Genomic DNA, 26994 nt, shown 5'->3' on the forward strand with positions numbered 1-26994 from the left:
CGCTGTTACATTGCGCCCCATGGCCAAAGACAAGTCCCACTACAGCTGCCAGCAATGCGGCGGCACGACGCCGCGCTGGCTCGGAAAATGCCCACACTGCGGGGCCTGGAACAGCCTGCTCGAAACCGCGCCCGAGCCGCAAACGGCGGGCAAAAACCGGCTTAGTGCCGCGGGGCCTACCGGGTTGGTGGCGGCGGCCGAACTGGCGCCGATCTGCGATATTGAGGCCAGCGAGGTCGCGCGCACCCCCACCGGGCAGGAGGAGCTGGACCGCGTGCTCGGCGGCGGCATCGTGGCTGGGGGCGTGGTGCTGATCGGTGGCGACCCCGGCATCGGCAAATCGACCCTGCTGCTGCAAGCGCTGGACGCCATGCAACGCCAAGGCCTGCCCACGCTGTACGTGAGCGGCGAAGAGAGCGCGGCCCAGGTGGCCCTGCGCGCGCGCCGCCTTGGGCTGGCGGCCAGCCCCGTGCCGGTGCTGGTCGAGATCGGGCTCGAGGCCATATTGGCCACGCTGGCGCGCGCGCGCCCGGCGGTGGCGGTGATCGACTCGATCCAGACCCTGTACTCCGATCAGCTCAGCTCGGCGCCCGGTTCGGTGGCCCAGGTGCGCGAGTGCGCCGCCTACCTGACGCGCGCCGCCAAGGCCAGCGGCAGCGCCATCGTGCTGGTGGGGCACGTGACCAAAGAGGGCACGCTGGCCGGGCCGCGCGTGCTCGAGCACATGGTTGACACAGTGCTGTATTTTGAGGGCGACAGCCACGGCCCCTACCGCCTGATTCGGGCGATCAAAAACCGCTTTGGCGCGGTCAATGAGATCGGCGTCTTTGCCATGACCGAGCGCGGGCTCAAGGGCGTGAGCAACCCGAGCGCAATTTTTTTGAGCCAGCACAGCCAGCCGGTGCCTGGCAGTTGCGTGCTGGTGACGCTCGAGGGCACGCGGCCGCTGCTGGTCGAGATTCAGGCGCTGGTGGACAGCGGCGGCCCGAGCCCGCGCCGCCTGAGCGTGGGGCTGGAGCGCGAGCGCCTGGCGATGCTGCTGGCGGTGCTGCACCGCCACGCCGGGGTGTCGTGCAGCGACCAAGACGTGTTTGTTAACGCCGTGGGCGGGGTGCGCATCAGTGAGCCGGCGGCCGATCTGGCGGTGCTGCTGGCGATCGCCTCGTCGCTGCGCAACCGCGCCTTGCCGCAGGGTTTTTTGGCGTTTGGCGAGGTCGGGCTGGCGGGCGAGGTGCGCCCGGCGCCGCGCGGGCAGGAGCGGCTGCGCGAAGCGGCCAAGCTGGGTTTTACGGCCGCTCTGTTGCCCAAGGCCAACATGCCCAAAAAGTCAGATCTGGCGCAAAACAAGGCGCTGGCCGGCATGACGCTGCACCCGGTCGAGCGCATCGAAGAGGCGCTGGACTTGGCGCGCGGCTTTTGATGAGCCCAGGTGGCTCCCAGCTAGGCCGCGGACGGTGTCGGCCCATGCGCTGGTGCGTGTCTAGGATCGCCCTGCTGTAGTCTGCAAAAGAGGTATGAGCCTGGTGGGGGCTTGTGCCGCTTTTCTTGCTGGCCTACACTGGCCCCAAACACAAGGGAGGGCAGATGAAGCGCATGCGCACGGCTGGGGCGGGGGTGACGTTGATCGAGTTGTTGGCGGTGCTGGGGTTGCTGGCTATTCTGGCGGCGCTGGCTGCTCCGGCGCTGGGGCAAATGGTGCTCAACCAGCGCCAAAGCACGGCTGCCAGGGACATTTGGCTTGCGTTGGCGCTCACGCGCAGCGAAGCCATCCGCCAAGGTCGCCGCATGGTTTTGTGCCGCAGCCCAGACGGCAGCGGCTGCGCGCCAGCTGGCGATTGGTCGCAAGGCTGGATCCTGTTTGCCGACCCCAACCACAATGCACAACGCGATGCGAGTGAAGCGGTGCTGCAGGTCTGGGCCGCGGTCGCGCCAGGCGTGCGGGTGCGAGGCAACACCCCGGTCATGCGCTACGTCTCCTACATGCCTCAGGGGCATACCGAATTGGTCAGCGGCGCCTTTCAGGCCGGCACCATCACCGTCTGCCGTGCCGGCGCCAGTTCGAGCCCGGCGCAGCAGATCGTGATCAGCCGCAGCGGGCGCCCTCGCTTGCAACAGAGCACCGTCGGTTCATGCCTTTGAGGGGTGGAAGCTTGTGCGGCAGCTGCCTGGCGCCGGTCTGTGCATCGACCTGAGCTTTCTGGCTGCCTTGTTCATGCCGCACCCGCCGGGCCTTGTGCCAAAATCCCGACCACAATCTTGGCCTGCTCCAAGCCTGCACACCCCACCCCCAACTCCCTGAGATTCCAAGCCGCTGGTGCCCTGAACATGATTGCAACCCCGCTAAACCCGATCAGGCGCCTGTGCGACACCGTGGTCTGCGTCTGCAAGAGCGGTGGCGAATACGGCGTGGCGCAGGTGCAGGCGCTGCAGCGCCAGTTGCGGCGCCATGCGCCCGGCGCGCGCCTGATCTGCCTGAGCGACCTGCCGAGCATGCCCGAGGGCGTCGAGTTGCGGCCGTTGCGCCACGATTTGCCGGGCTGGTTTTCCAAGCTCGAAATCTTTGCCTTGCCTGAGCGCTGTTTTTTGTACCTCGACCTCGACGTGGTGATCACGCGCAACCCGTTGGTTGACGCACCGCCTGGGCTGTGGCTGCTGCGCGGCTTCAAGGGCCACGACTACAACTCGAGCCTGATGCTGGTCAACGGCAACTTTGGCTCGATTCTGGAAGACTTTTTGCTCGATGTGCAGGGCCATATCGCAGCCTATTCGGGCGCCAAAGGCTGGGGCGACCAAGACTTCATCCGCGACAGCGGCCTGGTGAGCGGCAGCCTGCAAAAGCTGCACCCCAATCTGGCGGCTTCGTGGAAGGTGGACTTGCGCTACCGCATGGACTGGATCGAGCCCGCGCCCGCCGTGCTGGTGTTTCATGGCCGCCCCAAACCCGAAGAGCTGCGCATCGACAACCCCCGGCCCGGCCGGGTGCGGGTGCGCAGTTGGCGTTACCGGTTGCTGAGCTGGCTCAAGGCGCTGCGGGCGCGGATGTAGCTGGCGGGGCTGGTTGGCGTTGGTTCCAAGCCATGCTAAGGAGTAATCCCGCTAGAAAAATAAAAAAACCACTCTCACGAGCGCTCCAGAGAGGTGAATTGAATAAGCTATTAGTAAACAATAAAACGCAGAGACCAAGTAGCATTACTTTAGCTTGATGGTTAACGCTGCGCAGCGCCTGCCAAGCAAGGCTTATTAAGAAGAAAAGAAAAATAGCCAAACCAAGTACGCCATGATTGGCTGCTAAAAATAAATACTGATTGTGCGGATGCCAAGAAAAAATTGCGCACTGATCAGGGTTTCCGATGAAGCGACAAATTTCCGTATGATACGCACCCGTGCCCCAGCCAAGCCAAGGTCGTTCCAGAAACATTTGGGATGTGGTGGTTAAATTGTAAATACGATGGCCGATTGAACTGGTGTTGTCACTCTGGTGGTGTAAAGCTTCAAGCCATGCAAGTTGAATGCGAGCTTGCATGACTTCTGAAGTCAATAAAACCAACGCTGTGGCTAGGATCGTTGCAGTTGCTGCAGCAATAAGAGTGCGCCCGCGAAAATGTACAGCAACAAAAACTGCGAGCACAGATGCTAGAAGTACATAGCCGGTGCGACCAGTTGAAAGATGTGTAATGCTAATGGTAGCTATTGTGAAAAGAGAGATCCACAATACTTTTTGAATTTTATCGCTTTCACTAAAAATTCGTAGCAGTGCAAGTAAGGCGAACAGGCTCATCATCACGTTTTGTGTGATATGGTCGCCAACCACATGATGGTTGACCCCCCACCCCTGATTTTGAGTTTCAGACCAAGGCAACTGAAGCCAGACATTAAGTAGGGATGAGATGGCAATAAAAGCCATGGCAGCAGCAAAGCCGTTTAAGCAGTTAACCTGCCATTTAGGCTGATTGGCAAGCAAAAAAAACAGCACGGCAACCATAATAAGTTTTACATATTTTTCTAGGTGTATTTGCACATCTTGCCAAGGTGCAGGACCGTAAAAAATGCCCAGCATAACTACGCCAAACAGAGCGAGTGCTGCGCAGGCTGCTGGATTGCTACGTAGCAGGATTAACGATGAGGCTATGTGGCCTGAAACTAGCCAAAGAAAAAACGCCCAAGCCATCAAAATGTAACCTAATGACAGGGAGATGGGGAATGCCAAGAACAGCGCCACCAAGCTAAAGTGGGTTACCTGTTGAAGCTTAAAAAAATAAATATTTTCTTTTTGCATGATGAGGTGGTCAATTTAGCGCTTTATTTTGTCATTCAGATCTTTGCTGTCGTAGCTGAGTGCTGCATAACGAAAGAAGCTTTCAAGTGCGATAAAAAAAGCGTACAAAAATCCAGGTCCACCTGATGCAAAGCTGGCTCGAAAGATATAAAGTCGCGAAAAAGTGACAAATGCTGATGCTAGGCCTCGTATTACGCCACCTTTTCTTCCTTCTTTTGCGCGCTTAGCAGCACCTAGCATTGTGTATTGAGTTAGCTTGCGCAAACTGTCATGTATGTTCTCGCGTGAATAGTGCAGTAGGGGTGATGTAAATATTTTTCGTTTTATGTTTTGATCTGACACAATTGCCGCCTCGTGAACAACGCCATCAAAACGTAGTAGTAGGTGTCGAGGAAAGAGTCTAGATCGATTCTTCCTTTTGGCTAAACTAAATATGGGCTTTCCAAAAGATATTTCTTTCCAGCATGTGTGACCAATTATGAGAAATTTTAGGTCTAAGGAGTCGCTGATTTCTTGCTGAAGGCTGTGGCTGATAACTTCGTCTGCATCAAGAAAAAATATGAAATCTTCAGTGCAGTGTGCTAGTTGACGGTTGCGCTGAACGGCGAAGCCTTGCCAGTCGGGGTATATGTGTACTTCTGCCCCTAAGCTTGTGGCAAGCTCACAGGTGCGGTCGGTGCTGCCACTATCGATCACCAAAATACGATCTGCAAATTGCGCGCTTTTTATACTTCTTTCAATGCGTTTTTCTTCGTTGTAGGTTAGTATCGCTATGCACAACGAAGGCCTAGCGCGAGTGCTGTTATCCATGATGCTTCCAGTTGATAGCGCCATTCAAGCGGCCAAACATTCTAGCTACTAGCCGTGGCGACATGAAAATGATTCTTAAAGGCAAGCTTAGGATGGTGCCTGCTATCAGGTTTCTGCGTTGAGTCTGAGCCTCTTTGGGGTTGCAGTGCAGCCTAGTAAACGTCAATTTTGATTGCGCGTGATGGTAGCCTCGCCAATATTCACTTCGCCACGGTTTGGGGCCGCGAACCGAGCCACGAGAGCGATGTACAGCGATGCAATTTGGGTCAATGATCAATGACTTTTTTTGTTGCCAAAGACGCAAACACAGATCATCGTCTTCGTAGTACAGATAAAAACGTTCATCGAAAAAAACACCGCCGTTGAAGGCTGATAACCGCAACAGCATGGCAGCTCCACATACAAAACCAACACAGGTTGGCGCGGATGCACCTGGTCCGCGAGAGCGCCAAAGCAACTGAGGCCAGCGGTAATTGATTTCTGAACGCCTGTCTGCTGTGAGCAGTTGCGGTGCGACTATTGCAGCATCTGGATAGCGGTCTGCCGTATCAACAAGCCGAATTATGTTCTCTGAATTGATTTCGCAATCTGGATTTAGCAGCAGTGCATATTCTGTTTGGGCTTCACGCAAGGCAAGGTTATTGGCTGCGCCGAAGCCTAGGTTGCTTTGCATTGTTTTTACTTTGGCCCAAGGAAAGCTGCGTTGAGCCTGCTCTATGCTGTTGTCTAGGCTGGCATTGTCAACCACGGTGATGTGCGGGCACGAGCTAAGCAGTTCTTGTTGGGTGGGCAAACAATGGGCACTGTTGTATGTCACCATGATAATGGTGACTCGCTCAAGTGTGGGGTGCGTGGTTTCCAAGGGAGCGCGCCACTGCACCTCAAACCGCCGTCAGCCAATGCGCGTAGTTGGGGTTGCGGCCGCTGACGATGTCGAAGAACGCGCTCTGGATGCGTTCGGTGATCGGGCCGCGGCTGCCGCAGCCGATCTCGATGCGGTCGAGCTCGCGGATGGGGGTGATCTCGGCGGCGGTGCCGGTGAAGAAGGCCTCGTCGGCGATGTAGACTTCGTCGCGCGTGATGCGCTTTTGCACGACCTCGAGGCCGAGGTCGCGCGCGATGTGGAACACGGTGTTGCGCGTGATGCCGTTGAGCGCGCCGGCGGATAGGTCGGGGGTGTAGATCTGGCCGCCTTTGACGATGAACAGGTTCTCGCCCGCGCCTTCACTGACAAAGCCGCTGGCGTCGAGCAGCAGCGCTTCGTCGTAGCCGTCGTCGGTGGCTTCCATGTTGGCCAAAATGCTGTTGGTGTAGTTGCTCACCGCTTTGGCCTGGGTCATGGTGATGTTGACGTGGTGCCGGGTGTAGCTGCTGGTCTTGACGCGGATGCCGCGGCGCAAGCCTTCTTCGCCCAAGTAGGCGCCCCAGGCCCAAGCGGCGACCATCAGGTGCACGCGGTTGCCTTTGGGGCTGACGCCGAGTTTTTCGCTCCCGATCCAAGTCAGCGGGCGCAGGTAGCCGCTGGCCAGGCCGTTGGCGCGCACCACTTCGCACTGCGCGGCGTTGACCTGCTCGGGCGTGAACGGGATTTTCATACGCAAAATCTTGGCGCTGTTGAATAGGCGCTCGGTGTGCTCTTGCAGCCTGAAGATCGCCGGGCCGTCGGCGGTGGCGTAGGCGCGCAGGCCCTCGAAGGCGCCGCAGCCGTAGTGCAGGGTGTGGGTGAGCACGTGCACTTTGGCATCGCGCCAGTCGATGAGCTGGCCGTCGAGCCAGATTTTGCCGTCGCGGTCAGACAGGGGCAGGGGGGCGTTCATGGGCGGGGTCTCGCTTGCTTGGAGGTGTAAGAGTTGGGCTGCGCAGCCATTTTAATCGGCTGGCGCGGCAGGCCGGTGGGTTTTCTGGCTGCAGCCGGGCGGGCACAAAAAACCGCTAAGGGCCTAAAGTTTGGGCTTCGGTGGCCGAAATACCACTTGAATGCCGTGAGTCCGTCCGGCGCTCACCCGTCTTGGAGTCTGCCATGTTGAACATCTCATCTGTAGCCGTAGCTCCTGTGCCAGCCCAAGGGCCGGTGTCGGCGCGTGTGCAGCCCACCACACCCGCCCGCGCCAGCGAACATGTGTCGCCGCGCAACCAAGGGGTGAATGCGCCGGTGGCGCCGGCCGGTGAGGGTTCGCGCACTCAGGCGGTGTACGCCCCGCCGTCGCTGCCCCCGGTGAACCCGACCGACCAGGCACTGCGCGCCAACATGTACGACAACGCGGCGGCGCCCGAGCGCTTCAACTTTCAAGCCAGCGTGGCAACGGCCCATATGGCATCTTCCGTGGTAGCGCAACGACAAGCGCTCGCGGTGCCTGCTCAGGCAGCAGAGCAGGGGCTGTCTGAGCAGCGGATTCCAGAACAAGGCACGGCAGAACCAGACCGTGCCGCACTGGGCTTGGGTCAGCTGGCCCCGAATCCACAACGCGCAGAGCAAGAACGCACCGAGCGCACGCGCACGCAGGACGCGCGGCAGACGCAGGCGATCGAAGGTCAGATGCCGCCACCGCCACCGAACCCGGTCGATGAGGCCCGGGCCAACCAGATTCGCGATCTGCTGCCCAATGTCTGGAGTGCCAGCCGCTTTGCCGCCGACCAGTTGATCGGCGAAGAAGCGCGCGAGGCGGCGCAGCGGCGCGCCGAATTGCTTGCCCCGGCACAGCCTACACCGATCGAGCGCGCGCTCGAAGCCGCCGCCGAGAACTACCAGCTCACCTCGTCGCTGCCGTTGCCGCCCAGCGCCGGGGTCAACGTCGATCGCCTGATTTGATGCGGCCGCAGGCGGGCCTAACCGCACTTAAATCCGGTGCCGCACGCCGGCGCCCTGCAAGCGCTCCATCAGCGCCTTGGCAATGCTTTTGAGCGGCAGCACCTCGCTGGCGGCGCCGTGCTGGATGGCCACCTTGGGCATGCCAAAGACCACGCAGCTGGCTTCGTCTTGCACGATGTTGTGGCTGCCGGCGTCGAGCATTTCTTTCATGGCCGCGCCGCCGTCGCCGCCCATGCCGGTGAGCATGACGCCGATGGCGTTGGGCCCGAGCACGCGCGCGCAGGATTTGAACAGCACCTCGACCGAGGGTTTGTGGCGGTTCACGGGCGGTGAATCATCGACCACCGTCACGTAGTTGGCGCCGCTGCGCGCCAATGAAAACTGCTTGCCGCCGGGCGCAATGTAGGCGTGCCCGGGGAGGATGCGCTGCCCATCGACCGCCTCTTGCACGCGAATGCGGCACAGCGAATCGAGCCGGGCCGCAAAGCTGGTGGTGAAGCCCGGCGGCATGTGCTGGGTGATGACGATGGCGGGGGCGTCGGCTGGCAATTCGACCAGAATTTCCTTGATCGCCTCGGTGCCGCCGGTGGAGGCGCCGATGCAGATGATTTTCTCGGTCGACAAGCGGCTCAAGCCGCTCGGGCTGGGGGCGCTGGTGCTGCCTTCGGGCGCACGGGCAACCGTGGGACTAGGGGCTGCTGCCACGTGACGCCTCACACGCGCTTGGCTGGCAATGCGGATTTTTTCTACGATCTCGGCGCCCAGCGCTTTGAGGCCGCTGCTCACGCCGATGCGCGGCTTGGCGACGAAATCGACCGCCCCCATTTCGAGCGCGCGCAAGGTGGTGTCGGCGCCCTGCTCGGTCAGGGTCGAGACCATCACCACCGGCATCGGGCGCAGCTTCATGAGTCGCGAGAGGAATTCGAGCCCATCCATTTTGGGCATTTCCACGTCGAGGGTGATCACATCTGGGTTGAGCTCGCGGATCATCTCGCGCGCCTGCAGGGGGTCGTTGGCGGCCCCGATGCACACCATGTCGGTCTGCTGGTTGATGATTTCGGAGAGCAGACTGCGCACCAGCGCCGAATCGTCCACCACCACCACTCTGATTTTTGCCATGGGTGTATGCCAGCCTTAGAACAGATCGACCGAACCGCCGGCCGTGGACTGCACCACTTTGGTGGCCACGCCTTGGCGCTCTTGGGCTTCGAGCGTGTCGGGGTGGGCGTGCGCCAGGCGCTTGACCATGGCTTTGCCGGTCACTGGGAAAAACACCACCTTGCGCGGGTAGATGTCGAGCACGTCTTTGGACACCACCGGAATGCGCTCGGTGGCCAAATAGTCGAGCACGAACTTGGTGTTGCGCTCGCCCACGTTCATGGTGGTAAAGCCCGCAATCACCGCGCCGCCGCCAAAGACCTTGGCCTGCATGTAATCCCGCGTCGAGCCTTTTTTGATCATTTCGTTGATCAGGAGCTCCATGGCATAGGAGCCGTAGCGGCCGCAGGCGTCGGCGCCACCTTCGGGCAACATGAAGTGGTTCATGCCGCCGATGCGCAAGCGCGAGTCCCAGATGCAGGCGGCAATGCACGAACCGAGCACGGTCATGATGACCAGGTCTTCTTGGGCCACGAAGTACTCGCCCGGCAGCACCTTGGCAGCGTTGTACTTGAAGTTCTGGTCGTGAAAGAAAAACGACGCTTCGCCCGGTCGGCGCGCACGGGTTTTAAGGGTCTGCAAGTATTCGAGGCTGCGGTGCATGGGGCTTCAGACTTTTTCGTAAATGGTTTTGCCGCGCAGGACGAACTGGGACTTGAGGTCGGAAAAGTTCTCGGCATGCCCCACGAACAGCATGCCGCCGGGCTTGATGAGGCGGTGCATGCGCGTCAGCACCTGGCGCTGGGTGGCGTGGTCGAAGTAAATCATGACGTTGCGGCAAAATACCACGTCAAAAGTCTCGCGCAGGCTCCAGTTGTCTTCGATCAGGTTGAGGCTGAAAAACTCGATGTGCCGCTGCAGCTCGGGGCGCACCCGCGCCAGCCCGGCGTTGTCGCCTTTGCCCTTGAGAAAGTACTTCTGCAGCTGCGCCTGGCTGAGGTTTTTCAGGCCCTCGAGCTTGTAAACCCCTTGCGCGGCGGTGGCCAGCACTTTGGTGTCGATGTCGCTGGCCCAGATCTGAAAGCGCCCGCTTAGGCCGAGCGCGTCGGCCAGGGTGATGGCGATCGAGTAGGGCTCTTCCCCGGTGGAGGCGGCCGAGCACCAGATTTTCCATTCGTGGCCGGGCGGGGCCTCGCGCACCATCCGAGCGAGTTCTTCGAAGTGGTGGTTTTCGCGGAAAAACGAAGTCAGGTTGGTGGTCAGCGCGTTCACAAAGGCCTGCCACTCGTCGGCATCGCCTTGGGTCTCGAGCCACTTGATGTAGTCGGCAAAGCTGCGGTGACCGGTGTCGCGCAGCCGCCGCGAGATGCGGCTGTAGACCATGGCCTGCTTGCCCTCGTGCAGGCTGATGCCCGCATGGCGGTAGATCAGGTCTTTGATGCGGTTGAAGTCGGCCGCCGTCCAGGTGAATTCCCGGCTTTGTGGTGCGGCGCTGGCGTCGTTCATTTGGGGGCGAGCAAAGGTTTGGGTTTTAGTGGCGCGAGCGCCGCACCAAGGTCGAGGTGTCGAGGATCAGCGAGACGCTGCCGTCGCCCAAAATGGTGGCACCAGACACATTGGGCACTTTTTTGTAGTTCGATTCGAGGTTTTTGATCACCACCTGCTGCTGCCCGAGCAGCTCATCGACCATTAGCGCCACCCGGGCGCCATCGGATTCGATCACCACCATGATGCTGTTGGCGCTGGCATCACCCGCTTGGCGCGGCACGCCAAAGGTGCGGTCGATCTCGATCACCGGCATGTATTCTTCGCGCACCTTGACCAGACGCGAGTTTTGCGCCACGGTGTTGATGGTGTTGGATTCGACCTGGAACGATTCGACCACCGACGACAGCGGCAGGATGTAAACCTCGTCGGATACACGCACTGTCATGCCATCCATGATGGCCAAGGTGAGCGGCAACCGCACCTTGACGCTCATGCCAAAGCCCTCGGCCGAATCGAGCTCGACCGTGCCGCCCAGCGAGGCGATGTTTTTCATCACCACGTCCATGCCCACGCCGCGGCCCGAGACGTCGGTGACCACGTCGGCGGTAGAAAAACCGGGCGCAAAGATGAGCTGCCAGACCTCTTGGTCGCTCATGTCGTCTGGGGCGTCGATGCCCTTGGAGCGCGCTTTGTCGATCAGTTTTTGGCGCGACAGGCCCTTGCCGTCGTCGCGCACCTCGATCAGGATCGAGCCGCCCTGGTGCGCCGCGCTCAGGGTGATGGTGCCGGTTTCGGGCTTGCCACGCGCCAACCGGTCGGCGGGCAGTTCGATGCCGTGGTCGCAGCTGTTGCGGATCAGGTGGGTGAGGGGGTCGGTGATTTTTTCGATCAGGCCCTTGTCGAGCTCGGTGGCTTCGCCTTGGGTGACGAGATCGACTTTTTTGCCTAGCTTGCTGGCCAGGTCGCGCAACATGCGCGGGAAGCGGTTGAAGACAACCGACATCGGGATCATGCGGATCGACATGATCGACTCTTGCAAGTCGCGCGTGTTGCGCTCGAGGTCGGCCAAGCCAGCCAGCAGTTGCTGATTCAGCCCAGCATCGAGGGCGCGGCTGTTTTGCGCCAGCATGGCTTGGGTGATGACGAGCTCGCCCACCTGGTTGATGAGCTGGTCGATTTTGCTCACCGACACGCGCAGCGTGGTGGCCTCGGGCTGGGCGGCCATGGCGGCAGCGGTCGCTGGGCGAGCGGCTTTGCTGGCTTCGGCCGGCCTGGCATCGGGGCCGTTGTCGGCGCCGCTGGCGTGCGGTGTTTCTTGCAGCAGGGTCTGGGCATGGATTTGCGGCGTGAGCGGGTTGCCCGGCGCGCCGGCAAACAATCCGTAGCCCTGCACCAGATCGGGCTCGGGCACCGTGGCGCCGCTGGCCGTGACGCTGCTGCCCGGCACCGGGCTGCCCGGCGCGCCGGCAAACAGGCCGTAGCCTTGCTCGATGACGTTGGAAAAACCGTCCGGTTCTGGGACGGATGCGCCACCGCTGGGTTGCAAGCGGATGGCGTCTTTGGCGACGTGGAAGGCGAACAGGTCGAGCAGGTCGGCGTCGCTGCTGCTGGTTTCGATCTCGTACACGCGGCAGCCGTTTTGCTCGCTTTCGGCGCAGATTTGCCCTAGGCCGACGATCTCGCGAAACAGGTCTTTGATCGGGTCTGCCTGCCGGATGTCGCTCAGCGGTCCGATCACGGCTTGCAATTGGCGCAGGGCCCCGGGGGCGCTGGCCGTTGGCATTCCGGCCGGGCCGGCCGGAGCGGGAGCGGGGGCCGGGGTTTTGGCCTGAGCGGGTGCGGGTGCCTGAGCAGGCGCCGCACCGCTGGCCAGCACGCGGATGCGCTGCACCAAGGCGCTGGTTTCGGGCGCGGCGCCGCCCGTGCCTTGGTGTCGAGCCAGCAGGCCCTTGAGCGCGTCGGACGACTCCAACAACACATCGACCATGGGCGCGGTGGGCTTGAGCTCGTGGCGGCGCAGCTTGTCGAGCAGGCCCTCCATTTGGTGCGTGAGCTCGGCCACGTCTTCAAAGCCAAAGGTGGCGGCGCCGCCCTTGATCGAGTGGGCGCAACGAAAGATGGCGTTGAGCTCCTCGTCGTCCACCGTGTCGAGGTCGAGCTGCAGCAGCTGCTGCTCCATCTGCTCCAGATTCTCGCCGGCTTCTTCGAAGAAGATCTGGTAGAACTGGGTCAGGTCGAAGGCGTCGTTTTTCGCTTCTGCCATGGTCTGAATGTCTCGTTCGATGCGGTTGTGGGCGCAGAGGGGCTGCGGGGGGATTCGGGCGCGGCTGGTTTAGGCGATCACTTTGCGGATCACCTCGATGAGGCGGCTGGGATCGAAGGGCTTGACCAGCCAGCCGGTGGCCCCGGCGGCGCGCCCGGCCTGTTTCATCTGGTCGCTCGATTCGGTGGTCAGGATCAGGATCGGGGTGGACTTGAAGTGCGGGTGCTCGCGCAGTTTGCGCGTCAGGCCGATGCCGTCGAGACGCGGCATGTTCTGGTCGGTGAGCACGAGGTCGAAGCTTTGCTTTTGGGCTTTCTCGAAGGCGTCGATGCCGTCGATGGCCTCCACCACCTTGAAGCCGGCGCTGACCAGGGTGAAGGAAACCATCTTGCGCATGGAGGCCGAGTCGTCAACGGCAAGGATCGAGTGCATGGGGAAGTGCCTTGGAGTGGTGTGGGGTGGGGTTGCGTTGTGGGTATCGGGCTGCGCTGCAGCGGTGATCAGAACAGCTCGACCGAACCGGCGTCCATCTCGCTTTGCGTGACCGGATTGGGGTTGCGCGGCATGTGGGTCACCACCAGACCGGTTTCGTCGGCGTCGGGCTCCAGTGCCTGATCGGCCAAGACGTAGGCGCAGCCCTTGAGCATTTTGCCGATGTGCACCAGCAGCTGCGAAGACATGTCGTGAAATTGCAACTCGGTCACGGCCTGGTGCAGGTTGGCCTGCAGCGCGCTGCGCTGGTCGGCATCGGGCAGCTGCTCGACTGTGAGCAAGGCGCTGTTGAAGCGGTCCAGCAAGTTGGCGGTGGCGTGGTCGAGCAAGCCTTCGAGCCGCTTGAGGTCGTTCATGGCCACCAGCAGCGAGTCTTGCAGGTCGGCCAGCACCGACACCGACATCTGGACCACCGGCTCGTCGCTGGGGACAACGGGAAAGGGCTCGACGCAGGTGTACTCCTCGCGCGGCCAGCGTCGGTGTTCGTGCGTGGCGGTTGGTGTGGTAGGCATAGGCGAGTGCGGCGCTTGCGTGTCAGATCGGTTGCTTGATCCCGTATATTAGCCTGCGCCGGGGGTATAAACTCCAGACTGCACCCACCCGTTGTTTCAGTAAATGCAAAAAACCCCTGCTTCGTGGCCCGCTAGGGCGTTGGCGATGCGCTTATTGGTCGGTCGCGGAAGCTTCGATTGCGGGGTGTTCCTTGGCTGAGCTGCATCTGCTGCACTTGGAAGACAACCCCGCCGACCACGAGTTGCTGCGGCGCTGCCTGCAGCGGGCCGATTTTGAAGCGCGCCTGACGCTGGTCGAGACGCTGGAAGAATTTGCGGCGCAGATCGAAGCCGGTGGCGTGGATGCGGTGTTGGCCGACTACCACTTGGCGGGCTTCAGCTGCCTGCAGGCTTGGGACTGGTTGCAGGCGCGGGGGCTGGAGCTGCCCTTTGTGATTGTCTCGGGGGCCATCGGCGAGGCCACGGTGGCCGAGGCGCTGCTGCGCGGGGCGAGCGACTACGTGGACAAAAACCGGCTGGCGCGCCTGCCGGCGGCCTTGCAGCGGGCGCTGGAGCTGCACGCCACGCGCCGGGCCCAGGCGCAGGCGCAGGCCGAGCTGGCCGAATCGCGCCGTCGCCTGGTGGATTTGACCGAGCATTTGCAGCTCGGGCTGGAGCGCGAGCGCGCCGACATCGCGCGCGAAATTCACGACGACATCGGTGGCGCGCTGGCGGCGGTCAAGCTCGATCTGGCGTGGCTCGGGCGGCACGTGCCGCAGCCCGAGGCGCAGGCGCACGTGCGCGCGGCGCTGGAAATGGCCGAGCACGCGCTGCTGGCCAGCCAGCGCCTGATGCGCAACCTGCGCCCGGCGGTGCTGGATCAAGGCCTGCAGCCGGCCTTGCAGTGGCTGGTGCACAGCTTTGCCGAGCGCACCGGGCTGGCGCTGCGGCTAGAAGGCACTTTGCGCGCCCCGGTCGAGCCGCAGTTGGCGATGGTGGTCTATCGCACCGCGCAAGAGGCGCTGACCAACGTGCTCAAGCACGCGCAGGCGCAATCGGTGCGGCTGGAGTTGAGCGACCTCGAGGGCGTGCTCACGCTCGAGGTGAGCGACGACGGCCGCGGCGCCAGCGCCGCCGAACTGGCCAAGCTGCAGTCCTTTGGCCTGCTGGGTTTGCGCGAGCGCGCGCAGGGGGCCGGCGGCTGGATCGACGTGGTCACGGCGCCGGGGCAGGGCCTGACGCTGATTTTGTCGCTGCCGCTGGCTGGGGCGCAGGCCGACGCAAAAGCCACAGACTGGAAATGAATTCGATGATTAAAGTAATTTTGTGCGACGACCACGCCATGCTGCGCCGCGGGGTGCGCGACACGCTGGCCGAGGCCACCGATGTGCGCGTGATCGGTGAAGCCGACGGCTACGCCAGCCTGCGCGAGCTGCTGCGCCAGCAGCGCCCCGACGTGCTGCTGCTCGACGTCGATCTGCCCGGACGCAGCGGCCTAGAGATTTTGTCGGCGCTGCAACTGGAGCCGGCGCCGCTGCGCACGCTGATGGTGTCGATGTACCCCGAAGACCAGTACGCCTTGCGCTGCCTCAAGGCCGGGGCCATGGGCTACCTCAACAAGGGTGGCGACCCGGCGGCGCTGCTCACGGCGGTGCGCACGGTGGCGCAGGGGCGCAAATACATCACGCCCGAGGTGGCCGAGCTGCTGGCCAGGCACCTGAGCGCGCCCGAGGCGGCGCAGCTGCACGATATTTTGTCGGAGCGCGAGCTGCAGACGCTGCGCCTGATCGCCTCGGGCAAAATGCTGGCGCAGATCGCCGAAGAGCTGATGATCAGCCCCAAAACGGTGAGCGTTTACCGCGCGCGCACGCTGGAAAAGCTGGGCCTGAGCAACAACGCCGAGCTCACCGTCTATGCGATCCGCAACCAGCTGGTGTAGCGCGAGGCAGGCACAACCGCCCTTCAGCAGCCCATGTTTTAGCCGCCCATGAACAAGTCGGTGACCACGCGCATGAGCTGCAGCACCGGCTGATCGAGCAGCGGCAGCGTGAAGGCGATGCCCACCAGCCCGACCGAGAGCGTGAGCGGAAAGCCGATCGCAAACACGTTCATCTGCGGCGCGATGCGCGTGATGATGCCCAGCACCAGGTTGACGAACAGCAGCATGCCGATCATCGGCAAGGCGATCCACAGGCCGTAGTAAAAAATCAACCCACCGAGCTCGTGCAGACGCATGGTTTGCACCACCGCCAGCATGTCGCCGCCCACGGGGAAGGTGTGAAAGCTGGCGGCCACCGCCATGATCAGCATCAGGTGGCCGTTGAGCACGACGAACAGCAGCATCGCCATGTTGCCGAAGTAGCGCCCGACCGGGCTCGAGGCGGCGTTGGTGGTGGGGTCGAAGAAGCCGGCGAAGTTTAGGCCCATCTGCAAGCCGATGATTTCGCCCGCCATTTCCACCGCCGCAAAGACGATGCGCACCGCCAGCCCGATCGAGACGCCGATGGCGATCTGCTGGATCACCGCGCCCAGCGCCTCGGGGCTGGTGAGCGAGAGCATGGGCGGCGTGGGCAGGGCCGGCTGGATGCAGACCGCGATCAGAAAAGCCAGCGCCACCTTCAGGCGCATGGGCACCGAGCGCGAGGAAAAAATCGGGGCGCTGGCGAATACGCCCAAGATGCGCAAAAATGGCCAGAAGATGGGCGCCACCCAGGCCATGATCTGGGCCTCGGTGAAAGTGATCATGGGGCCGTCCACGGCTGCCCCTGCGCCTAGACCGCGTACTCGGGGATCGAGAGCAGGATGCGGCGCAGAAAGTCCACCAGCGTCGTCAGCATCCACGGCCCCGCGACCGCAAACACCACCACCGCCGCCACGATCTTGGGCACAAACGAGAGCGTGGCTTCGTTGATCTGCGTCAGCGCCTGAAACAGGCTCACCACCAGCCCGACCACCAGTATCACCGCCAGCAGCGGGGCCGAGACCGCCAGCAGGATGAACAGGGCGTTTTGCCCGACGGCGAGGGCGGCTTGGGTATCCATGGCGTTTTTATCAATTTTTGGATAAAATGGGCGCAGCTAGACCACGAAGCTCGCCGCCAGCGACCCGATCAGCAGGTTCCAGCCATCGGCCAGCACGAACAACATCAGCTTGAAGGGCAGCGCCACCAGCACCGGCGAGAGCATCATCATGCCCAGCGACATCAGCACGCTGGCCACGATCAGGTCGATCACCAAAAAAGGAATGAAGATCAAAAAGCCGATCATGAAGGCGGTTTTGAGCTCGCTGATGACGAAGGCCGGCACCAGCACCCGAAAAGGGGCGTTTTGCACCGTCACGTTTTCGTCCAAGCCGGCCAGGTTGGCGAACATGCGGAAATCGGACTGGCGCGTTTGCTTGCTCATGAACTCGCGCATCGGCGCTTCGGCGCGCTGCACCGCCTGCTCGAAGCTGATCTCACCCCGGGTGAAGGGCTGGTAGGCCTCGGCGTGCACGCGGTCTAGTGTGGGCGCCATGACGAACAGGGTGAGGAACAAGGCCAACCCGACCAGCACCTGGTTGGGCGGCGCGGCCTGCGTGCCCAGCGCCATGCGCAGCAGCGAGAGCACGATGATGATGCGCGTAAAGGCCGTCATCATCAGCAGCACCGCCGGCAAAAACGACAGCGCGGTGAAGAACAGCAGGGTTTGAATGGGCACCGAGAAGCTGGTGCCGCCCGCGCCTTGGCCGATCAGGATCGGGAACGCGCCTGGGGGTGCGGCGGGGGCAGCGGGCGGCGCCACCTGCGCCAAGGCCAGCGCGCAACCGCCCAACAGCAGCGCCGCCAGCGCCGCCTGGGCGCCAGCGCGCACCCAGCCCCTTGGGGAGGCAGTTTTCACGCGCGCGGCTCCGCAGGGGCTGGGCGGTTGAGCGAGCGCGCCAGCTTTTGATACAGGGTTTCGGGGGCGGGCGGGGTGGTTGCGGCCATGGCGGCAGCAAAGGTCTCGGTGTGGGTGGCAGCGGGCGCGGTCGCAAGCAGCCTAGGGGCATCCAAGCCCTGCACGTACAGGGCGCTGATGTGTTGCGGCGTTATGCCCAATGTGAGCTGCACCGGGCCGGTGGGGCCGTTGACTTCGACCACCGCCACGCGCTGCTGCGGCCCCACCATGAGTTGCGACACCAGCCGCAAATCGGCGCCCAAGCCGCTGCCCGCAGGGGTCATGCGTTTGCGCACCCAATGCACGCCCCAAGCCAGCAGCGCCATGACCAGCAGCAAGCCCAAGGCCGGCAGCATGGCGGTAAAGATCGATTGGTTCATGGCAGGGGTTCAGGCAGGCACAGCCGCGGTCGGCATATCAACGGCTTAGTTGCGACTCAGGCGGCGCAGCCGTTCCGAGGGGGTGACGATGTCGGTCAGGCGGATGCCGAATTTTTCGTTCACCACCACCACCTCGCCTTGGGCGATCAGGTAGCCGTTGACGAGCACGTCCATGGGTTCACCGGCCAGCGCGTCGAGCTCGACGATCGAACCCTGCGCCAGTTGCAGGATGTACTTGATCGGCACCTTGGTGCGGCCAAGCTCGACCGAGAGCTGCACCGGGATGTCGAGCACCATCGAGATGTCGTTCGGGCTGTTGACTGCGCTGCCGGGGCTGGCATCGAAGTGCGGCGCACCGGCGGCCAAGTCATCGGTCGCGCCCTTGGTGGATTGCTCTTGCAGTGCCTGCGCCCAGTCGTCGGCGATGGCGTCGTTGGGGTCTTGCTCGTTACTCATGTTGATCTCCGTGCCAGGTGGACGATTGCTCGCGCCGCAATTGCACCACCTTGAGGGCGTATTTGCCGTTGTGGGTGCCGTACTCGGCCTGCAGCACCGGCACGCCATCGACGCGCGCCTCGATCACGCGCTCGCGCTCGAGCTCGATGAAGTCGCCCACTTTCATGGCCAGCAACTGCTCGACCGTGGTGCGGGTGCGCGCCAATTCGGCGCAAAGCTCGATTTCGGCCGACTGGATTTCTTGGCCCAGCAACCGCACCCAGCGCCGATCCACCTCCATCGAGTCGCCCTGCGAGGTGGAGTAGAGCAGATCGCGGATCGGCTCCAGCGTGGCGTAGGGGATGCACAGGTGCAAGGAGCCGGAAATGTCGCCGATTTCGAGCGTGAAGCTGGTGCTGATGACGATCTCGCTCGGGGTGGCGATGTTGGCAAACTGCGGCTGCATCTCGGAGCGCTGATACGCCAGTTCGAGCGGGTAGACGCCTTTCCAGGCTTTTTTGTATTCTTCCGACACCACGTCGACCAGCCGGTTGATGACGCGCTGTTCGGTGGGGGAGAAGTCGCGCCCCTCGATGCGGGTGTGGAACTTGCCGTTGCCGCCAAACAGGCTGTCGATGACACCAAACAGCAGCGTGGGCTCGCACACGATCATGCCGCTGCCGCGCAGCGGGCGCACCGCCATGATGTTGAAGTTGGTCGGCACCACCAGCTCGCGCAGGAACATGCTGTACTTTTGCACCTGCACCGTGCCGACCGAGATTTCGGGGCTGCGCCGGATCAGGTTGAACAGGCCGACGCGCAAGTTGCGTGCGAAGCGCTCGTTGATCACCTCCATGGTGGGCATGCGCCCACGCACGATGCGCTCTTGCTTGGAGAGGTCGTAGCCGCGCACTGAGCCGGAGTCGACCTCCTCTTTGGCGAGTTTTTGGCTCTCGCCCGTGACGCCCTCGAGCAGGGCGTCGATCTCGTCCTGGGACAAAAAAGCGTCGCTCATGGTGCGGTTGTGCGGGGCGGTTGAGGTGTCTGCAAAGGACGGCGGGCTTACTGCACGATCAGGCTGGTGAACAACACCGCCTGCACCGGACTGGGGGTGGTGCCGCGATCGGGCAAGCCCGTGGTTTCGCGCACCATGGCCAAGATGTCAGCGGCCAGCGCGTCTTTGCCGGCCGGGGTGAGCAGTTCGGTGGCACTGCGCTGGGCTGCCAGGCGCAACATGCCGTTGCGGATCGCCGGCATGAAGGCGGTGACGCGCGCCGAAGTGGCGGCATCGGCCAGCTGCAGCGTGACGCCGAGCTGTGCGAAGCGCATGGCGCCTGGGTCGGCCAGGTTGACGACCATGTTTTCAAGTGGCAAAAAGGCCGGGGGTGCCTGCGGGGCGGCAGCGGCAGCGGGCGCCAGTGGCTGGCCGTCGGGGCCAAGTTCTTCTTCAGCCGCTGGCTGCAGCAGGAAAAAAGCAGCCACCGCCAGAACCAGCAGCAACGCCACAGCACCCAAAATGATGATGAGCAGCTTTTTGCTCTTGGGTTTGGCCGGTGCCGCGTCGGCGTTGGCGGCGGGTGCAGAAGCGGAGGGTTTGGCAGCCATGGGTTTTGCCTTTAGGTTCAAGCAAGCACAAAGAGCGCGCGAATTCGGTCGAATCCGCAGACCGCCTTATTGTGTCACGGCTATTGTGCCGGGCAGACGGCGCCGGCTTGAGCAGGAAAAGCAGGCGCTTGGGCCGGCTATTTGCGATTTACCGCCGCACGTCGATCAGGCGTACACGCTCAGGCCGGCACGACCGGAACCCAGTTGCCATTGCAGCGTGGGCGCTTGGGCCGCCGAATCGGCTTGCTCGGCCCCATCGGAGCGGGCCCGAGCCCATTCGGGGCGCGGCTGCGCCGGTCGATCCGATTGGCCCGAGGCGCGCGAGCCGATCGACAGGCCCACCAGTTCGAGCTCGCTCTGACCCAGCAGTTCGCTCAAGGCCTCTGGTGCCTGGGCTTGCAGGGCTTCGAGCAGCGCCGCGTCGTCGGTCAGGAAGTCGAGCCGGGCCTGGTTGCCGTCGAGCTGCATGCCGATTTCCAGCGGTTGGCCCAAGCCCTCGTGCAGCACCAAGTTGGCGCGTTTGACCTGCCCGGCCAGCCATAGGCTGATGTGCTGGTTGAGGGGTTCTAGGACCGCCTCTAGCCCCTGGCCCGCAACCTGCTGCTCGAGCAGTTGGCCAAACTCTGAGCCGACTGCCGAGGCTTCGCCCGCGCTCGCGCTTGACGCTTGGTTGTCGACCCAGGTTTGGGCGGCGTCGCCGCCGCGTGTGCCTTGGCCCGAACCTTCACGGGAACCTGCGTCGGAGCGTGCGCTGGAGCTTGCGGTGGTCAACGCGGTGGCGCCGGCTTCGTCTGCCATGCCGGCGGCGGAATCGGTGCTGGCCCAGGCGTACTGGGTGGCCACTGCGGCCGACCCGGCCGCGGGTGCCGCAAAACGCAGGGCAGCGGCTTCAGCCGGACCTGCCGCAGCCAGGAAGTTGGCACTGGGGGCGGCGGGCAGTTCGGCGCCCGGCTTGGGCGCTGCCGCAGCGCCGGCAGTGGCGCCGGCTGAGGCGCGCGCCCTAGCCAGTGTGGATACCCATGCGGCTGAGGCTGGGGTGGCCCCGGCTTTGCGGCCCGCAGGGCCTTCGGCGCTTGCGGGACCGGCAGGCGCTGCTGTGGTGGCCTGGGCATCCGGTGCAGCCGGAGTGGCTGGGGTAGGTGCTGTAGCCGGTGTTCCGTTGGCTTTGGGTTCCAGGCGGGCCATGAGTGCGGTGGATTCGGCCGGGTCTGAGCGCGGCGGCGCCTGGACGGTGGTGGCGGGGTCGCTGGATTTGCCTTGAGAGAGCTCGGGGTCTGGGCTGGCCTTGGGGTCGGCTTGGGCCAGGGGTGCCGGGGCTTGGGCCTCGTGGCCTGCGTCGGCAGCGAGCAACATGGCGGCAAAGGCGCAGCTTGAGGCACCCGCTTTGGGTGTGCCTGGGGTCGCCGCCGAGGCTGCCGCAGCCGCTGCGGTGCGGCGCGGCGCGGGCTCGGGCGTGCGCGGGCTTTGGGGGGAATCGGTTCTCATGGCGTGGACCTCCAAGGGTGCGAATCGGCGTGCAGGCGGTGTTGCACGGCAGCCATTTCGTCGTTGCTCTTTTGCTCTTTGCGTTGCTGCTGCAGCAGCCAAAATTGGTGGCGGCGCTGCTGAAATTTGCGCAGGCTGGCCAGCTCGCGTTCGGCCTCGTACACCCTTTGCTGGCCCTGCTGCAGCCGGTGCGCGATCTGCTCCAACACGGTTTGCTGGTAGTTTTGCGCGTGCTCGAGTTTGCCCATGAATACCCGGTGGGTGTGCAACTGCACGCCGTCGAAACCGTTGGCCGCGCGCTCGCTCCAGCGCACGTGGGTTTCGGCGCAGTAGCCTTGCAGTTGGTTGAGCTGCAGCAGCGCCTGGCGTTGCTCGTGCTGGATCTGGGCCAGCGCCTGCAGGGCCTGGTCGCGCTTGCGCAGTGCGACGTCGAGCACCACGCTCAAATCTTGCTCTGCGGTTTTCATGGTTGCGCGTTGAAGGAGTGGGTGCCGCGCCCGGGGGCGGCTTCGCCTATGGCTTGGGCCAATTGCTGCACGCTGGTCTCGAAGGGGGCTTGTTCGCGCATGTCTTGCATCAAAAATTGCTGCAGGGCCGGGAAGAGGGCGATGGCGCGGTCGGTTTCGGGGTCGCTGCCGGCGGCGTAAGCGCCCAGCTGGATCAGGTCGCGGCTTTTTTGGTAGCGGGCGTAGAGCTGGCGGTAGCGCCGCGCCCACTGCTGGTGCGCAGCGCTGGTGACGTTGTGCATCACGCGCGAGGCCGAGGCCTCGATGTCGATCGCCGGGTAGATGCCGGATTCGGCCATGCTGCGCGAGAGCACGATGTGGCCGTCCAGGATGGCGCGGGCGGCGTCGGCGATCGGGTCTTGCTGGTCGTCGCCTTCCGAGAGCACGGTGTAGAAGGCGGTGATCGAGCCCTGGCCCTGGGCGGCGTTGCCGCTGCGCTCGACCAGCTGCGGCAGCTTGGCAAAGCAGCTCGGGGGGTAGCCCTTGGTGGCCGGGGGCTCGCCGATGGCCAGTGCGATTTCGCGCTGCGCCATGGCGTAGCGGCTGAGCGAGTCCATGAGCAGCAGCACGTCGAGCCCGTCGTCGCGAAAGCGCTCGGCGATGGCGGTGGCGTAGTGCGCGCCTTGTAGGCGCAGCAGCGGCGGCGAGTCGGCCGGTGCCGCCACCACCACCGAGCGCGCCAGCCCGTCGGCGCCCAGAATGTCTTCGATGAACTCTTTGACCTCGCGCCCGCGCTCACCGATCAGGCCGACCACGATCACGTCGGCGCGGGTGAAGCGCGCCATCATGCCCAGCAGCACGCTTTTGCCCACGCCAGAGCCGGCAAAGAGCCCGATGCGCTGCCCACGCCCGACGGTGAGCAGGGCGTTGATGGCGCGCACGCCGGTGTCGAGCGGCTGGCGCACCGGGGCGCGCTCCATGGCGTTGATGGGGTTGCGCTCGAGCGGGTCTATGGCCACCGCGCGCAGCGGCCCTTGGTGGTCGAGCGGCTGCCCGCGCGCGTCCACCACCCGGCCCAGCAGGCCGGCACCGAGCGGCAGGCGCAGCACGCCGCGGTCGTTGGGGGGCTGCGGCTTGAGCGGGTCGCCCAGGCGCGGTTGCGGCCGGTAGGGGGGCAGTTGGCGCACCCGCGCGCCGCTCGCCAGCCCCTGCACCTCGCCCGCTGGCATCAGGTAGGCACGGTCGCCATTGAAGCCCACCACCTCGGCCAGCACCGCGCTGTCGGGTTCGCCAGGGGTGTCGATCACGCACTGCGAACCCACCGGCGCGCGCACGCCTTGGGCTTCGAGCACCAAACCGGCCAAGCGCATCAGCCGGCCGCTGGTTTCCAGCGCGGTGTGCTGGGTGGCGGCTTGCTGCGCCAGCGCCATGAAGCTTGCCCAGCGCGGCGGCAGCGCCGGGCTTGGGGGCGCTGCGGCCAGGAGTTCAGACATCGGCTTGCCCTCCGGGCTGCCAGGGCTGCTCAAGCCCCAAGTTGGCCAGCGCCCGCTGCCAGCGTTTTTCGAGCCGTGCATCGACGCCGCCGTGGGCGCTCTCGACCACGCAGTCGCCCGGGCTCAGGGTGGGGTCGGGGTGCACCTGCATCGGCGTCTGCAGTGCCATGCCGTGCGCCTCCAGGGTTGCTTGATCGGCCAGCAGCGCGGCATCGAGCGGGTGCAGGCGCAAGGTGGCCGGGCGACCGTCGTCGATCAGCAGTGCCAGCGCTTCTTGCACCACGCTGCGCAAGGGTGGCAGCGGGGTGCTCAGCTCGCGCCGCACCACCTGGCGCGCCAGCGCGCAAGCCAGCTGCAGCACCTGCTCGGCCAGCGCTTGCTCGAGCAGATCAAAACCCGCTTGCGCCTGGCGCAGCATGGCGTCGATGCGCTGTACCTGCTCGCGCTGCACTTGCAGGGTTTGCTGCTGCAGTTCGGTGCGCGTGCGTTCGGCGCCAGCCAGCAGGCCGGCTTCGTAGCCTTCGTCCCAAGCCTGCTGGCGCAGGGCCAGTGCCTGCTGGACATCGAGCACCTGTTCGGCATCGGAGGCTTGGGTCTCGCGGCCGGGTGTGCCGTCGCCGATGGCACCAAACAGCACCGCCTCTACCTCTTGCACCTCCTCTTTGGGGATGAAGCGCTGGTAATGCGAGGCGCGGCTAGACGAAGGCATCGTCGCCTCCGCCACCGATCGTGATTTGGCCCTCGTCGGCCAGGCGGCGCACCACTTTGAGGATGTCTTTTTGTTGCGCCTCGACCTCGGACAAGCGCACCGGCCCGCGCGACTCCAGGTCTTCTTTGAGCGCTTCGGCGGCGCGGCTCGACATGTTGCCGAGGATTTTTTCTTTGAGCTCGTTGCTCGCACCCTTGAGGGCGATCACCAGCGCATCGGAGGACACCTCTTTGAGCACCGACTGGATGGCTTTGTTGTCGAGCTTGTTCACGTCTTCGAAGGTGAACATCTTGTCCATGATTTTTTGTGCCAGGTCGGGGTCGGACTCGCGGATGGAATCGACCACGCTGGTCTCGAGGCTGGTGCCGAGCAGGTTGATGATCTCGGCCGCTGCCTTGGCACCCCCGAGCGAGCTTTTGCGGATTTTGTCGCCGCCGGCCAGCACTTGGTAAAGCGCTTCGTTAAGGTCTTTGAGGGCCATCGGCTGGATGCCCTCCATGGTGGCGATGCGCAGCATGACGTCGTTGCGCGTGCGCTCGGTGAATTGCTTGAGGATGTTGGCGGCATGGTCTTGGTCGAGGTGCACCAAAATGGCGGCCAGAATCTGCGGGTGTTCGTTGCGCAGCAGTTCGGCGACCGAGTTTGGGTCCATCCACTTCAGGCTCTCGATGCCGGAGACGTCGCCACCTTGCAAAATGCGGTCGATCAGCAGCGAGGCCTTGTCGTCGCCCAAGGCGCGCTTGAGCACGGCGCGCACGTAGTTGTCGGTGTCCGAGACCAGCAGGCTGTGTGAGGCCGCCTCGGCGGTGAACTTGTCGATCACACCATCGACCTTGTCTTTGCTGACGGTGCGCATGCGCGCGATCGTCTCGCCTAGGCGCTGCACCTCTTTGGGCGAGAAATGCTTGAACACCTCGGCCGCTTCCTCTTCGCCGAGCGACATGAGGAAGATGGCCGCGTCTTGCAGTCCGTCGTCTGTGTCAGCCATTGCGCGCTACCTTTGGGCTTGTCAAGGGCCCCATTGTCGCCTCAAGTGCTGGCCGTGGCAGGGGATTCGCCCGTCATCCAGCCGCGCACGATGTTGGCCACGGCCACCGGGTTGTCGCGCGCCAGCCGGCGCGCGTCTTCGAGCCGCAGTTGCTCCACGGTCGGTTCGCTGGATGCGGGCGCTGGCAGGCCCGGACGCTGTGGCGTTTCGTCCACCAGCGCGTTGAGCTGACCGCCCGGGGCACCGGCGTCGCGTTCGGGTTCGGGGGGCGACGCCGCCATGAGCTTGAGCGAGGGCCGCACCATGCCCAAGAAGACGATCAGAGCCAGCAGCAGCAAGCCCAGCGGCCAAACCAAGGAGCGGATCAGGTCTTGCAGCCAAGGCTGCTGCCACAGCGGCAGCTCGACCGTTTCGACCACGGTGCGGTTGAAGGCGGCGTTCATCACGTTCACGGTGTCGCCGCGCGGTTCGCTAAAGCCGATGGCTTCGCGCACCAGCGCGTTGATCTGCGCCATCAGTTCGGGCGACAAGGGGGTGCTGGTGGGCTCGCCGCGCCGATCGGTGCCCTCGGCGTGGTTGAGTACCACGGCGGCGCTCAGGCGCCGGATGTTGCCCGTGGCTCCCCGGGTCACGGCCACGGTGCGGTCGACCTCGAAGTTGGTCACTTGCTCGCGCCGGCGGTTGGCTTCGGCGCTGCCGCCGGGTACATTCTGGCCCGGCACCACGCCCAGCGGGCCGGCGTCGGGGGCGTTGATCGGGGCCGCTGCGGCCCCCGGGGGCAGGTTGGCCACGGCGCCCGGCACGCCAGCCGGCGTTTGTTCGGTTTGGCTGCCGCTCTCGAGCAGCTGGGCGCTGCGCACCGCGGCTTCATTGGGGGCTTGGTTGGGGCGGAATTGCTCCACGGTTTGGTCGGTGACCGAGAAATCGACGTCGGCCGTGACCTGGGCGCGCACGTTCTGGCGCCCAACCAGGGGTTCGAGCAGGTCCAAGATGCGCTGGGTGTGCATCTGCTCGACCATGCGCCGGTATTCGAGCTGGCGCGAGTCGATGCCGTTTTGGGCGCCGTCGGCGCTTTGCGACAGCAAGTTGCCATGCTGATCGACCACGCTCACCGCCGCCGGGCGCATTTCGGGCACGCTGCTGGCCACCAGATGCACGATGCCGGCCACTTGGGCGCGGTCGAGCACGCGGCCGCCATGCAGAGTGAGCAAGACGCTGGCCGAGGGCTTTTGCTGCTCCCTGAAAAAACCGGTCTGATTCGGTAGGGCGAGGTGCACGCGCGCTTCGGCCACGGCGTTGAGCGAAGAAATGGAGCGCACCAGTTCGCCCTCGAGTCCGCGCTGAAAATTGAGCCGCTCTTGGAACTGCGTCATTCCTAAGCGGGCGGTGTCCATCAGCTCAAAGCCGACCACGCTGCCGCGCGGCAGGCCCTGCGCCGCCAGCTGCAAGCGCACGTCGTGCACGCGGTTGGCGGGCACCAAAATCGCGGTGCCGGCCTCGGAGTGCCGGTGGGGTACGCCCATTTGTGATAACTGTTCGAGCACCGCGCCGCCGTCCTGGGGCGAGAGGTTGGCGTAAAGCACCCGAAACTCGGGTCGGCCGGCCATCAGGGCGGCCGCCACCAGCAGCGCCAGCAAGGCGGCTGCGCCCAGCCCCAGCATGAGCTTGCGGCCGCTGTCGAGGCGCGCAAAGCCCTGCACCAAGCGGTTGGGTGGGCCCGCAGTTTGGAGGGGTGGGGCGTCAACGGTGGCGACGGCGGTGTTCATGCGGGTGGGTGCGGGAGGACGGTTTTGGGGGCTGAGGGCATTG

General features: G+C 64.0%; 29 protein-coding genes. 6 read left to right on the top strand and 23 right to left on the bottom strand.

The window, feature by feature from the left end; translation table 11 throughout:
* Window positions 1-19 precede the first annotated feature (19 nt).
* The 3 genes from radA to ACVMK0_RS01355 all read left to right on the top strand — a co-directional run bounded on the left by radA (window position 20) and on the right by ACVMK0_RS01355 (window position 3045).
* Window positions 20-1420 (top strand): DNA repair protein RadA, encoded by a 1401-nt coding sequence (radA, locus tag ACVMK0_RS01345; RefSeq protein ID WP_476464050.1) that lies wholly within the window; start codon window positions 20-22, stop codon window positions 1418-1420.
* Window positions 1421-1584: 164 nt separating this feature from the next.
* Window positions 1585-2139: a GspH/FimT family pseudopilin gene (locus tag ACVMK0_RS01350; RefSeq protein WP_052468361.1), complete on the top strand. Its 555-nt coding sequence runs from the start codon at window positions 1585-1587 to the stop codon at window positions 2137-2139.
* 186 nt (window positions 2140-2325) lie between these two features.
* Window positions 2326-3045, top strand: coding sequence for a hypothetical protein (locus ACVMK0_RS01355; protein WP_052468362.1), 720 nt, complete (start codon window positions 2326-2328; stop codon window positions 3043-3045).
* Here the strand turns inward: ACVMK0_RS01355 and ACVMK0_RS01360 are convergent.
* Genes ACVMK0_RS01360 through ACVMK0_RS01375 form a run of 4 tightly spaced genes read right to left on the bottom strand, consistent with a single transcriptional unit; the run spans window position 3020 to window position 6903 of the window.
* Window positions 3020-4276, bottom strand: a complete 1257-nt coding sequence (locus ACVMK0_RS01360) for an O-antigen ligase family protein (protein ID WP_476464051.1) — start codon at window positions 4274-4276, stop codon at window positions 3020-3022. The genes ACVMK0_RS01355 and ACVMK0_RS01360 overlap by 26 nt on opposite strands.
* 15 nt (window positions 4277-4291) lie before the next feature.
* A complete protein-coding gene (locus ACVMK0_RS01365) occupies window positions 4292-5086 on the bottom strand; it encodes a glycosyltransferase family 2 protein (RefSeq protein ID WP_250961304.1) in 795 nt (264 codons plus the stop codon).
* On the bottom strand, window positions 5079-5948 hold the full coding sequence (locus tag ACVMK0_RS01370) for a glycosyltransferase family 2 protein (protein ID WP_476464052.1): 870 nt from the start codon (window positions 5946-5948) through the stop codon (window positions 5079-5081). The genes ACVMK0_RS01365 and ACVMK0_RS01370 overlap by 8 nt, the downstream gene beginning before the upstream one ends.
* Window positions 5949-5967: 19 nt before the next feature.
* The gene (locus tag ACVMK0_RS01375; protein ID WP_476464053.1) at window positions 5968-6903 is read right to left on the bottom strand and encodes a branched-chain amino acid transaminase; all 936 of its coding nucleotides are present in this window, start codon (window positions 6901-6903) and stop codon (window positions 5968-5970) included.
* Between the two features lie 203 nt (window positions 6904-7106).
* On the opposite strand from ACVMK0_RS01375, the gene ACVMK0_RS01380 reads away from it, so the two are divergent.
* Entirely contained in the window at window positions 7107-7895 is a 789-nt protein-coding gene (locus tag ACVMK0_RS01380; RefSeq protein ID WP_144400219.1) for a hypothetical protein, read from the top strand.
* A 27-nt stretch (window positions 7896-7922) separates the two neighbouring features.
* Here the strand turns inward: ACVMK0_RS01380 and ACVMK0_RS01385 are convergent, their stop codons facing one another.
* The 6 genes from ACVMK0_RS01385 to ACVMK0_RS01410 form a co-directional block, all read right to left on the bottom strand.
* The gene (locus tag ACVMK0_RS01385; protein ID WP_476464054.1) at window positions 7923-9014 is read right to left on the bottom strand and encodes a protein-glutamate methylesterase/protein-glutamine glutaminase; all 1092 of its coding nucleotides are present in this window, start codon (window positions 9012-9014) and stop codon (window positions 7923-7925) included.
* 15 nt (window positions 9015-9029) lie between these two features.
* Window positions 9030-9656 carry a chemoreceptor glutamine deamidase CheD gene (cheD, locus tag ACVMK0_RS01390; RefSeq protein WP_045534471.1) on the bottom strand — a complete coding sequence of 209 codons (627 nt, stop codon included), beginning with the start codon at window positions 9654-9656 and terminating at the stop codon, window positions 9030-9032.
* A 6-nt stretch (window positions 9657-9662) separates the two neighbouring features.
* The gene (locus ACVMK0_RS01395; protein WP_045534473.1) at window positions 9663-10499 is read right to left on the bottom strand and encodes a CheR family methyltransferase; all 837 of its coding nucleotides are present in this window, start codon (window positions 10497-10499) and stop codon (window positions 9663-9665) included.
* Window positions 10500-10524: 25 nt separating this feature from the next.
* Window positions 10525-12744: a chemotaxis protein CheA gene (locus tag ACVMK0_RS01400; protein ID WP_476464055.1), complete on the bottom strand. Its 2220-nt coding sequence runs from the start codon at window positions 12742-12744 to the stop codon at window positions 10525-10527.
* Between the two features lie 69 nt (window positions 12745-12813).
* Complete coding sequence (locus ACVMK0_RS01405) at window positions 12814-13176, bottom strand: response regulator (RefSeq protein ID WP_045534477.1); 363 nt, start codon at window positions 13174-13176, stop codon at window positions 12814-12816.
* 68 nt (window positions 13177-13244) lie between these two features.
* Window positions 13245-13640, bottom strand: a complete 396-nt coding sequence (locus tag ACVMK0_RS01410; RefSeq protein WP_045537347.1) for a hypothetical protein — start codon at window positions 13638-13640, stop codon at window positions 13245-13247.
* A 299-nt stretch (window positions 13641-13939) separates the two neighbouring features.
* Between ACVMK0_RS01410 and ACVMK0_RS01415 the strand changes: the two genes are divergently transcribed.
* The gene (locus ACVMK0_RS01415) at window positions 13940-15031 is read left to right on the top strand and encodes a sensor histidine kinase (protein ID WP_476464056.1); all 1092 of its coding nucleotides are present in this window, start codon (window positions 13940-13942) and stop codon (window positions 15029-15031) included.
* Window positions 15032-15036: 5 nt separating this feature from the next.
* The gene (locus tag ACVMK0_RS01420; protein ID WP_045534479.1) at window positions 15037-15666 is read left to right on the top strand and encodes a response regulator; all 630 of its coding nucleotides are present in this window, start codon (window positions 15037-15039) and stop codon (window positions 15664-15666) included.
* Window positions 15667-15704: 38 nt separating this feature from the next.
* Here the strand turns inward: ACVMK0_RS01420 and fliR are convergent, their stop codons facing one another.
* The 13 genes from fliR to fliF all read right to left on the bottom strand — a co-directional run bounded on the left by fliR (window position 15705) and on the right by fliF (window position 26951).
* On the bottom strand, window positions 15705-16472 hold the full coding sequence (gene fliR, locus ACVMK0_RS01425; protein WP_476464057.1) for a flagellar biosynthetic protein FliR: 768 nt from the start codon (window positions 16470-16472) through the stop codon (window positions 15705-15707).
* A 26-nt stretch (window positions 16473-16498) separates the two neighbouring features.
* The gene (gene fliQ / locus ACVMK0_RS01430; RefSeq protein WP_250959858.1) at window positions 16499-16768 is read right to left on the bottom strand and encodes a flagellar biosynthesis protein FliQ; all 270 of its coding nucleotides are present in this window, start codon (window positions 16766-16768) and stop codon (window positions 16499-16501) included.
* A 36-nt stretch (window positions 16769-16804) separates the two neighbouring features.
* Complete coding sequence (gene fliP, locus ACVMK0_RS01435; RefSeq protein WP_420834902.1) at window positions 16805-17578, bottom strand: flagellar type III secretion system pore protein FliP; 774 nt, start codon at window positions 17576-17578, stop codon at window positions 16805-16807.
* A 23-nt stretch (window positions 17579-17601) separates the two neighbouring features.
* Complete coding sequence (locus ACVMK0_RS01440) at window positions 17602-18024, bottom strand: FliO/MopB family protein (RefSeq protein ID WP_476464058.1); 423 nt, start codon at window positions 18022-18024, stop codon at window positions 17602-17604.
* Window positions 18025-18069: 45 nt separating this feature from the next.
* On the bottom strand, window positions 18070-18480 hold the full coding sequence (gene fliN / locus ACVMK0_RS01445) for a flagellar motor switch protein FliN (RefSeq protein ID WP_476464059.1): 411 nt from the start codon (window positions 18478-18480) through the stop codon (window positions 18070-18072).
* Window positions 18473-19474 (bottom strand): flagellar motor switch protein FliM, encoded by a 1002-nt coding sequence (gene fliM / locus ACVMK0_RS01450; protein ID WP_045534492.1) that lies wholly within the window; start codon window positions 19472-19474, stop codon window positions 18473-18475. Before fliM ends, fliN begins: the two co-directional genes overlap by 8 nt.
* Before the next feature lie 47 nt (window positions 19475-19521).
* Window positions 19522-20064 carry a flagellar basal body-associated FliL family protein gene (locus ACVMK0_RS01455; protein WP_052468366.1) on the bottom strand — a complete coding sequence of 181 codons (543 nt, stop codon included), beginning with the start codon at window positions 20062-20064 and terminating at the stop codon, window positions 19522-19524.
* 165 nt (window positions 20065-20229) lie between these two features.
* Complete coding sequence (locus ACVMK0_RS01460) at window positions 20230-21549, bottom strand: flagellar hook-length control protein FliK (protein ID WP_476464060.1); 1320 nt, start codon at window positions 21547-21549, stop codon at window positions 20230-20232.
* Entirely contained in the window at window positions 21546-22016 is a 471-nt protein-coding gene (fliJ, locus tag ACVMK0_RS01465) for a flagellar export protein FliJ (protein WP_250959855.1), read from the bottom strand. Before fliJ ends, ACVMK0_RS01460 begins: the two co-directional genes overlap by 4 nt.
* On the bottom strand, window positions 22013-23488 hold the full coding sequence (fliI, locus tag ACVMK0_RS01470; protein ID WP_476464061.1) for a flagellar protein export ATPase FliI: 1476 nt from the start codon (window positions 23486-23488) through the stop codon (window positions 22013-22015). Before fliI ends, fliJ begins: the two co-directional genes overlap by 4 nt.
* On the bottom strand, window positions 23481-24197 hold the full coding sequence (locus ACVMK0_RS01475) for a FliH/SctL family protein (RefSeq protein WP_476464062.1): 717 nt from the start codon (window positions 24195-24197) through the stop codon (window positions 23481-23483). The genes fliI and ACVMK0_RS01475 overlap by 8 nt, the downstream gene beginning before the upstream one ends.
* Window positions 24184-25185 (bottom strand): flagellar motor switch protein FliG, encoded by a 1002-nt coding sequence (fliG, locus tag ACVMK0_RS01480; protein ID WP_476464063.1) that lies wholly within the window; start codon window positions 25183-25185, stop codon window positions 24184-24186. Before fliG ends, ACVMK0_RS01475 begins: the two co-directional genes overlap by 14 nt.
* Window positions 25186-25226: 41 nt before the next feature.
* Window positions 25227-26951, bottom strand: a complete 1725-nt coding sequence (fliF, locus tag ACVMK0_RS01485) for a flagellar basal-body MS-ring/collar protein FliF (RefSeq protein ID WP_476464064.1) — start codon at window positions 26949-26951, stop codon at window positions 25227-25229.
* Window positions 26952-26994: the final 43 nt, after the last annotated feature.

It is taken from the genome of Serpentinimonas sp. SSL01 (assembly GCF_056323735.1).

Bases quoted from the DNA above. Each gene is read 5' to 3' on its own strand.
- ACVMK0_RS01375 (WP_476464053.1), bottom strand. From the start codon at position 6,903: ATGAACGCCCCCCTGCCCCTGTCTGACCGCGACGGCAAAATCTGGCTC.
- ACVMK0_RS01475 (WP_476464062.1), bottom strand. From the start codon at position 24,197: ATGCCTTCGTCTAGCCGCGCCTCGCATTACCAGCGCTTCATCCCCAAA.
- ACVMK0_RS01455 (WP_052468366.1), bottom strand. From the start codon at position 20,064: ATGGCTGCCAAACCCTCCGCTTCTGCACCCGCCGCCAACGCCGACGCG.
- fliG (WP_476464063.1), bottom strand. From the start codon at position 25,185: ATGGCTGACACAGACGACGGACTGCAAGACGCGGCCATCTTCCTCATG.
- ACVMK0_RS01410 (WP_045537347.1), bottom strand. From the start codon at position 13,640: ATGTCGGTGTCGGTGCTGGCCGACCTGCAAGACTCGCTGCTGGTGGCC.
- ACVMK0_RS01355 (WP_052468362.1), top strand. From the start codon at position 2,326: ATGATTGCAACCCCGCTAAACCCGATCAGGCGCCTGTGCGACACCGTG.
- ACVMK0_RS01365 (WP_250961304.1), bottom strand. From the start codon at position 5,086: ATGGATAACAGCACTCGCGCTAGGCCTTCGTTGTGCATAGCGATACTA.
- ACVMK0_RS01395 (WP_045534473.1), bottom strand. From the start codon at position 10,499: ATGAACGACGCCAGCGCCGCACCACAAAGCCGGGAATTCACCTGGACG.
- ACVMK0_RS01405 (WP_045534477.1), bottom strand. From the start codon at position 13,176: ATGCACTCGATCCTTGCCGTTGACGACTCGGCCTCCATGCGCAAGATG.
- ACVMK0_RS01420 (WP_045534479.1), top strand. From the start codon at position 15,037: ATGATTAAAGTAATTTTGTGCGACGACCACGCCATGCTGCGCCGCGGG.
- ACVMK0_RS01400 (WP_476464055.1), bottom strand. From the start codon at position 12,744: ATGGCAGAAGCGAAAAACGACGCCTTCGACCTGACCCAGTTCTACCAG.
- ACVMK0_RS01440 (WP_476464058.1), bottom strand. From the start codon at position 18,024: ATGAACCAATCGATCTTTACCGCCATGCTGCCGGCCTTGGGCTTGCTG.
- ACVMK0_RS01380 (WP_144400219.1), top strand. From the start codon at position 7,107: ATGTTGAACATCTCATCTGTAGCCGTAGCTCCTGTGCCAGCCCAAGGG.
- ACVMK0_RS01360 (WP_476464051.1), bottom strand. From the start codon at position 4,276: ATGCAAAAAGAAAATATTTATTTTTTTAAGCTTCAACAGGTAACCCAC.
- fliN (WP_476464059.1), bottom strand. From the start codon at position 18,480: ATGAGTAACGAGCAAGACCCCAACGACGCCATCGCCGACGACTGGGCG.
- ACVMK0_RS01350 (WP_052468361.1), top strand. From the start codon at position 1,585: ATGAAGCGCATGCGCACGGCTGGGGCGGGGGTGACGTTGATCGAGTTG.
- cheD (WP_045534471.1), bottom strand. From the start codon at position 9,656: ATGCACCGCAGCCTCGAATACTTGCAGACCCTTAAAACCCGTGCGCGC.
- ACVMK0_RS01460 (WP_476464060.1), bottom strand. From the start codon at position 21,549: ATGAGAACCGATTCCCCCCAAAGCCCGCGCACGCCCGAGCCCGCGCCG.
- fliQ (WP_250959858.1), bottom strand. From the start codon at position 16,768: ATGGATACCCAAGCCGCCCTCGCCGTCGGGCAAAACGCCCTGTTCATC.
- radA (WP_476464050.1), top strand. From the start codon at position 20: ATGGCCAAAGACAAGTCCCACTACAGCTGCCAGCAATGCGGCGGCACG.
- fliJ (WP_250959855.1), bottom strand. From the start codon at position 22,016: ATGAAAACCGCAGAGCAAGATTTGAGCGTGGTGCTCGACGTCGCACTG.
- fliI (WP_476464061.1), bottom strand. From the start codon at position 23,488: ATGTCTGAACTCCTGGCCGCAGCGCCCCCAAGCCCGGCGCTGCCGCCG.
- fliF (WP_476464064.1), bottom strand. From the start codon at position 26,951: ATGAACACCGCCGTCGCCACCGTTGACGCCCCACCCCTCCAAACTGCG.
- ACVMK0_RS01385 (WP_476464054.1), bottom strand. From the start codon at position 9,014: ATGGCAAAAATCAGAGTGGTGGTGGTGGACGATTCGGCGCTGGTGCGC.
- fliR (WP_476464057.1), bottom strand. From the start codon at position 16,472: ATGATCACTTTCACCGAGGCCCAGATCATGGCCTGGGTGGCGCCCATC.
- fliM (WP_045534492.1), bottom strand. From the start codon at position 19,474: ATGAGCGACGCTTTTTTGTCCCAGGACGAGATCGACGCCCTGCTCGAG.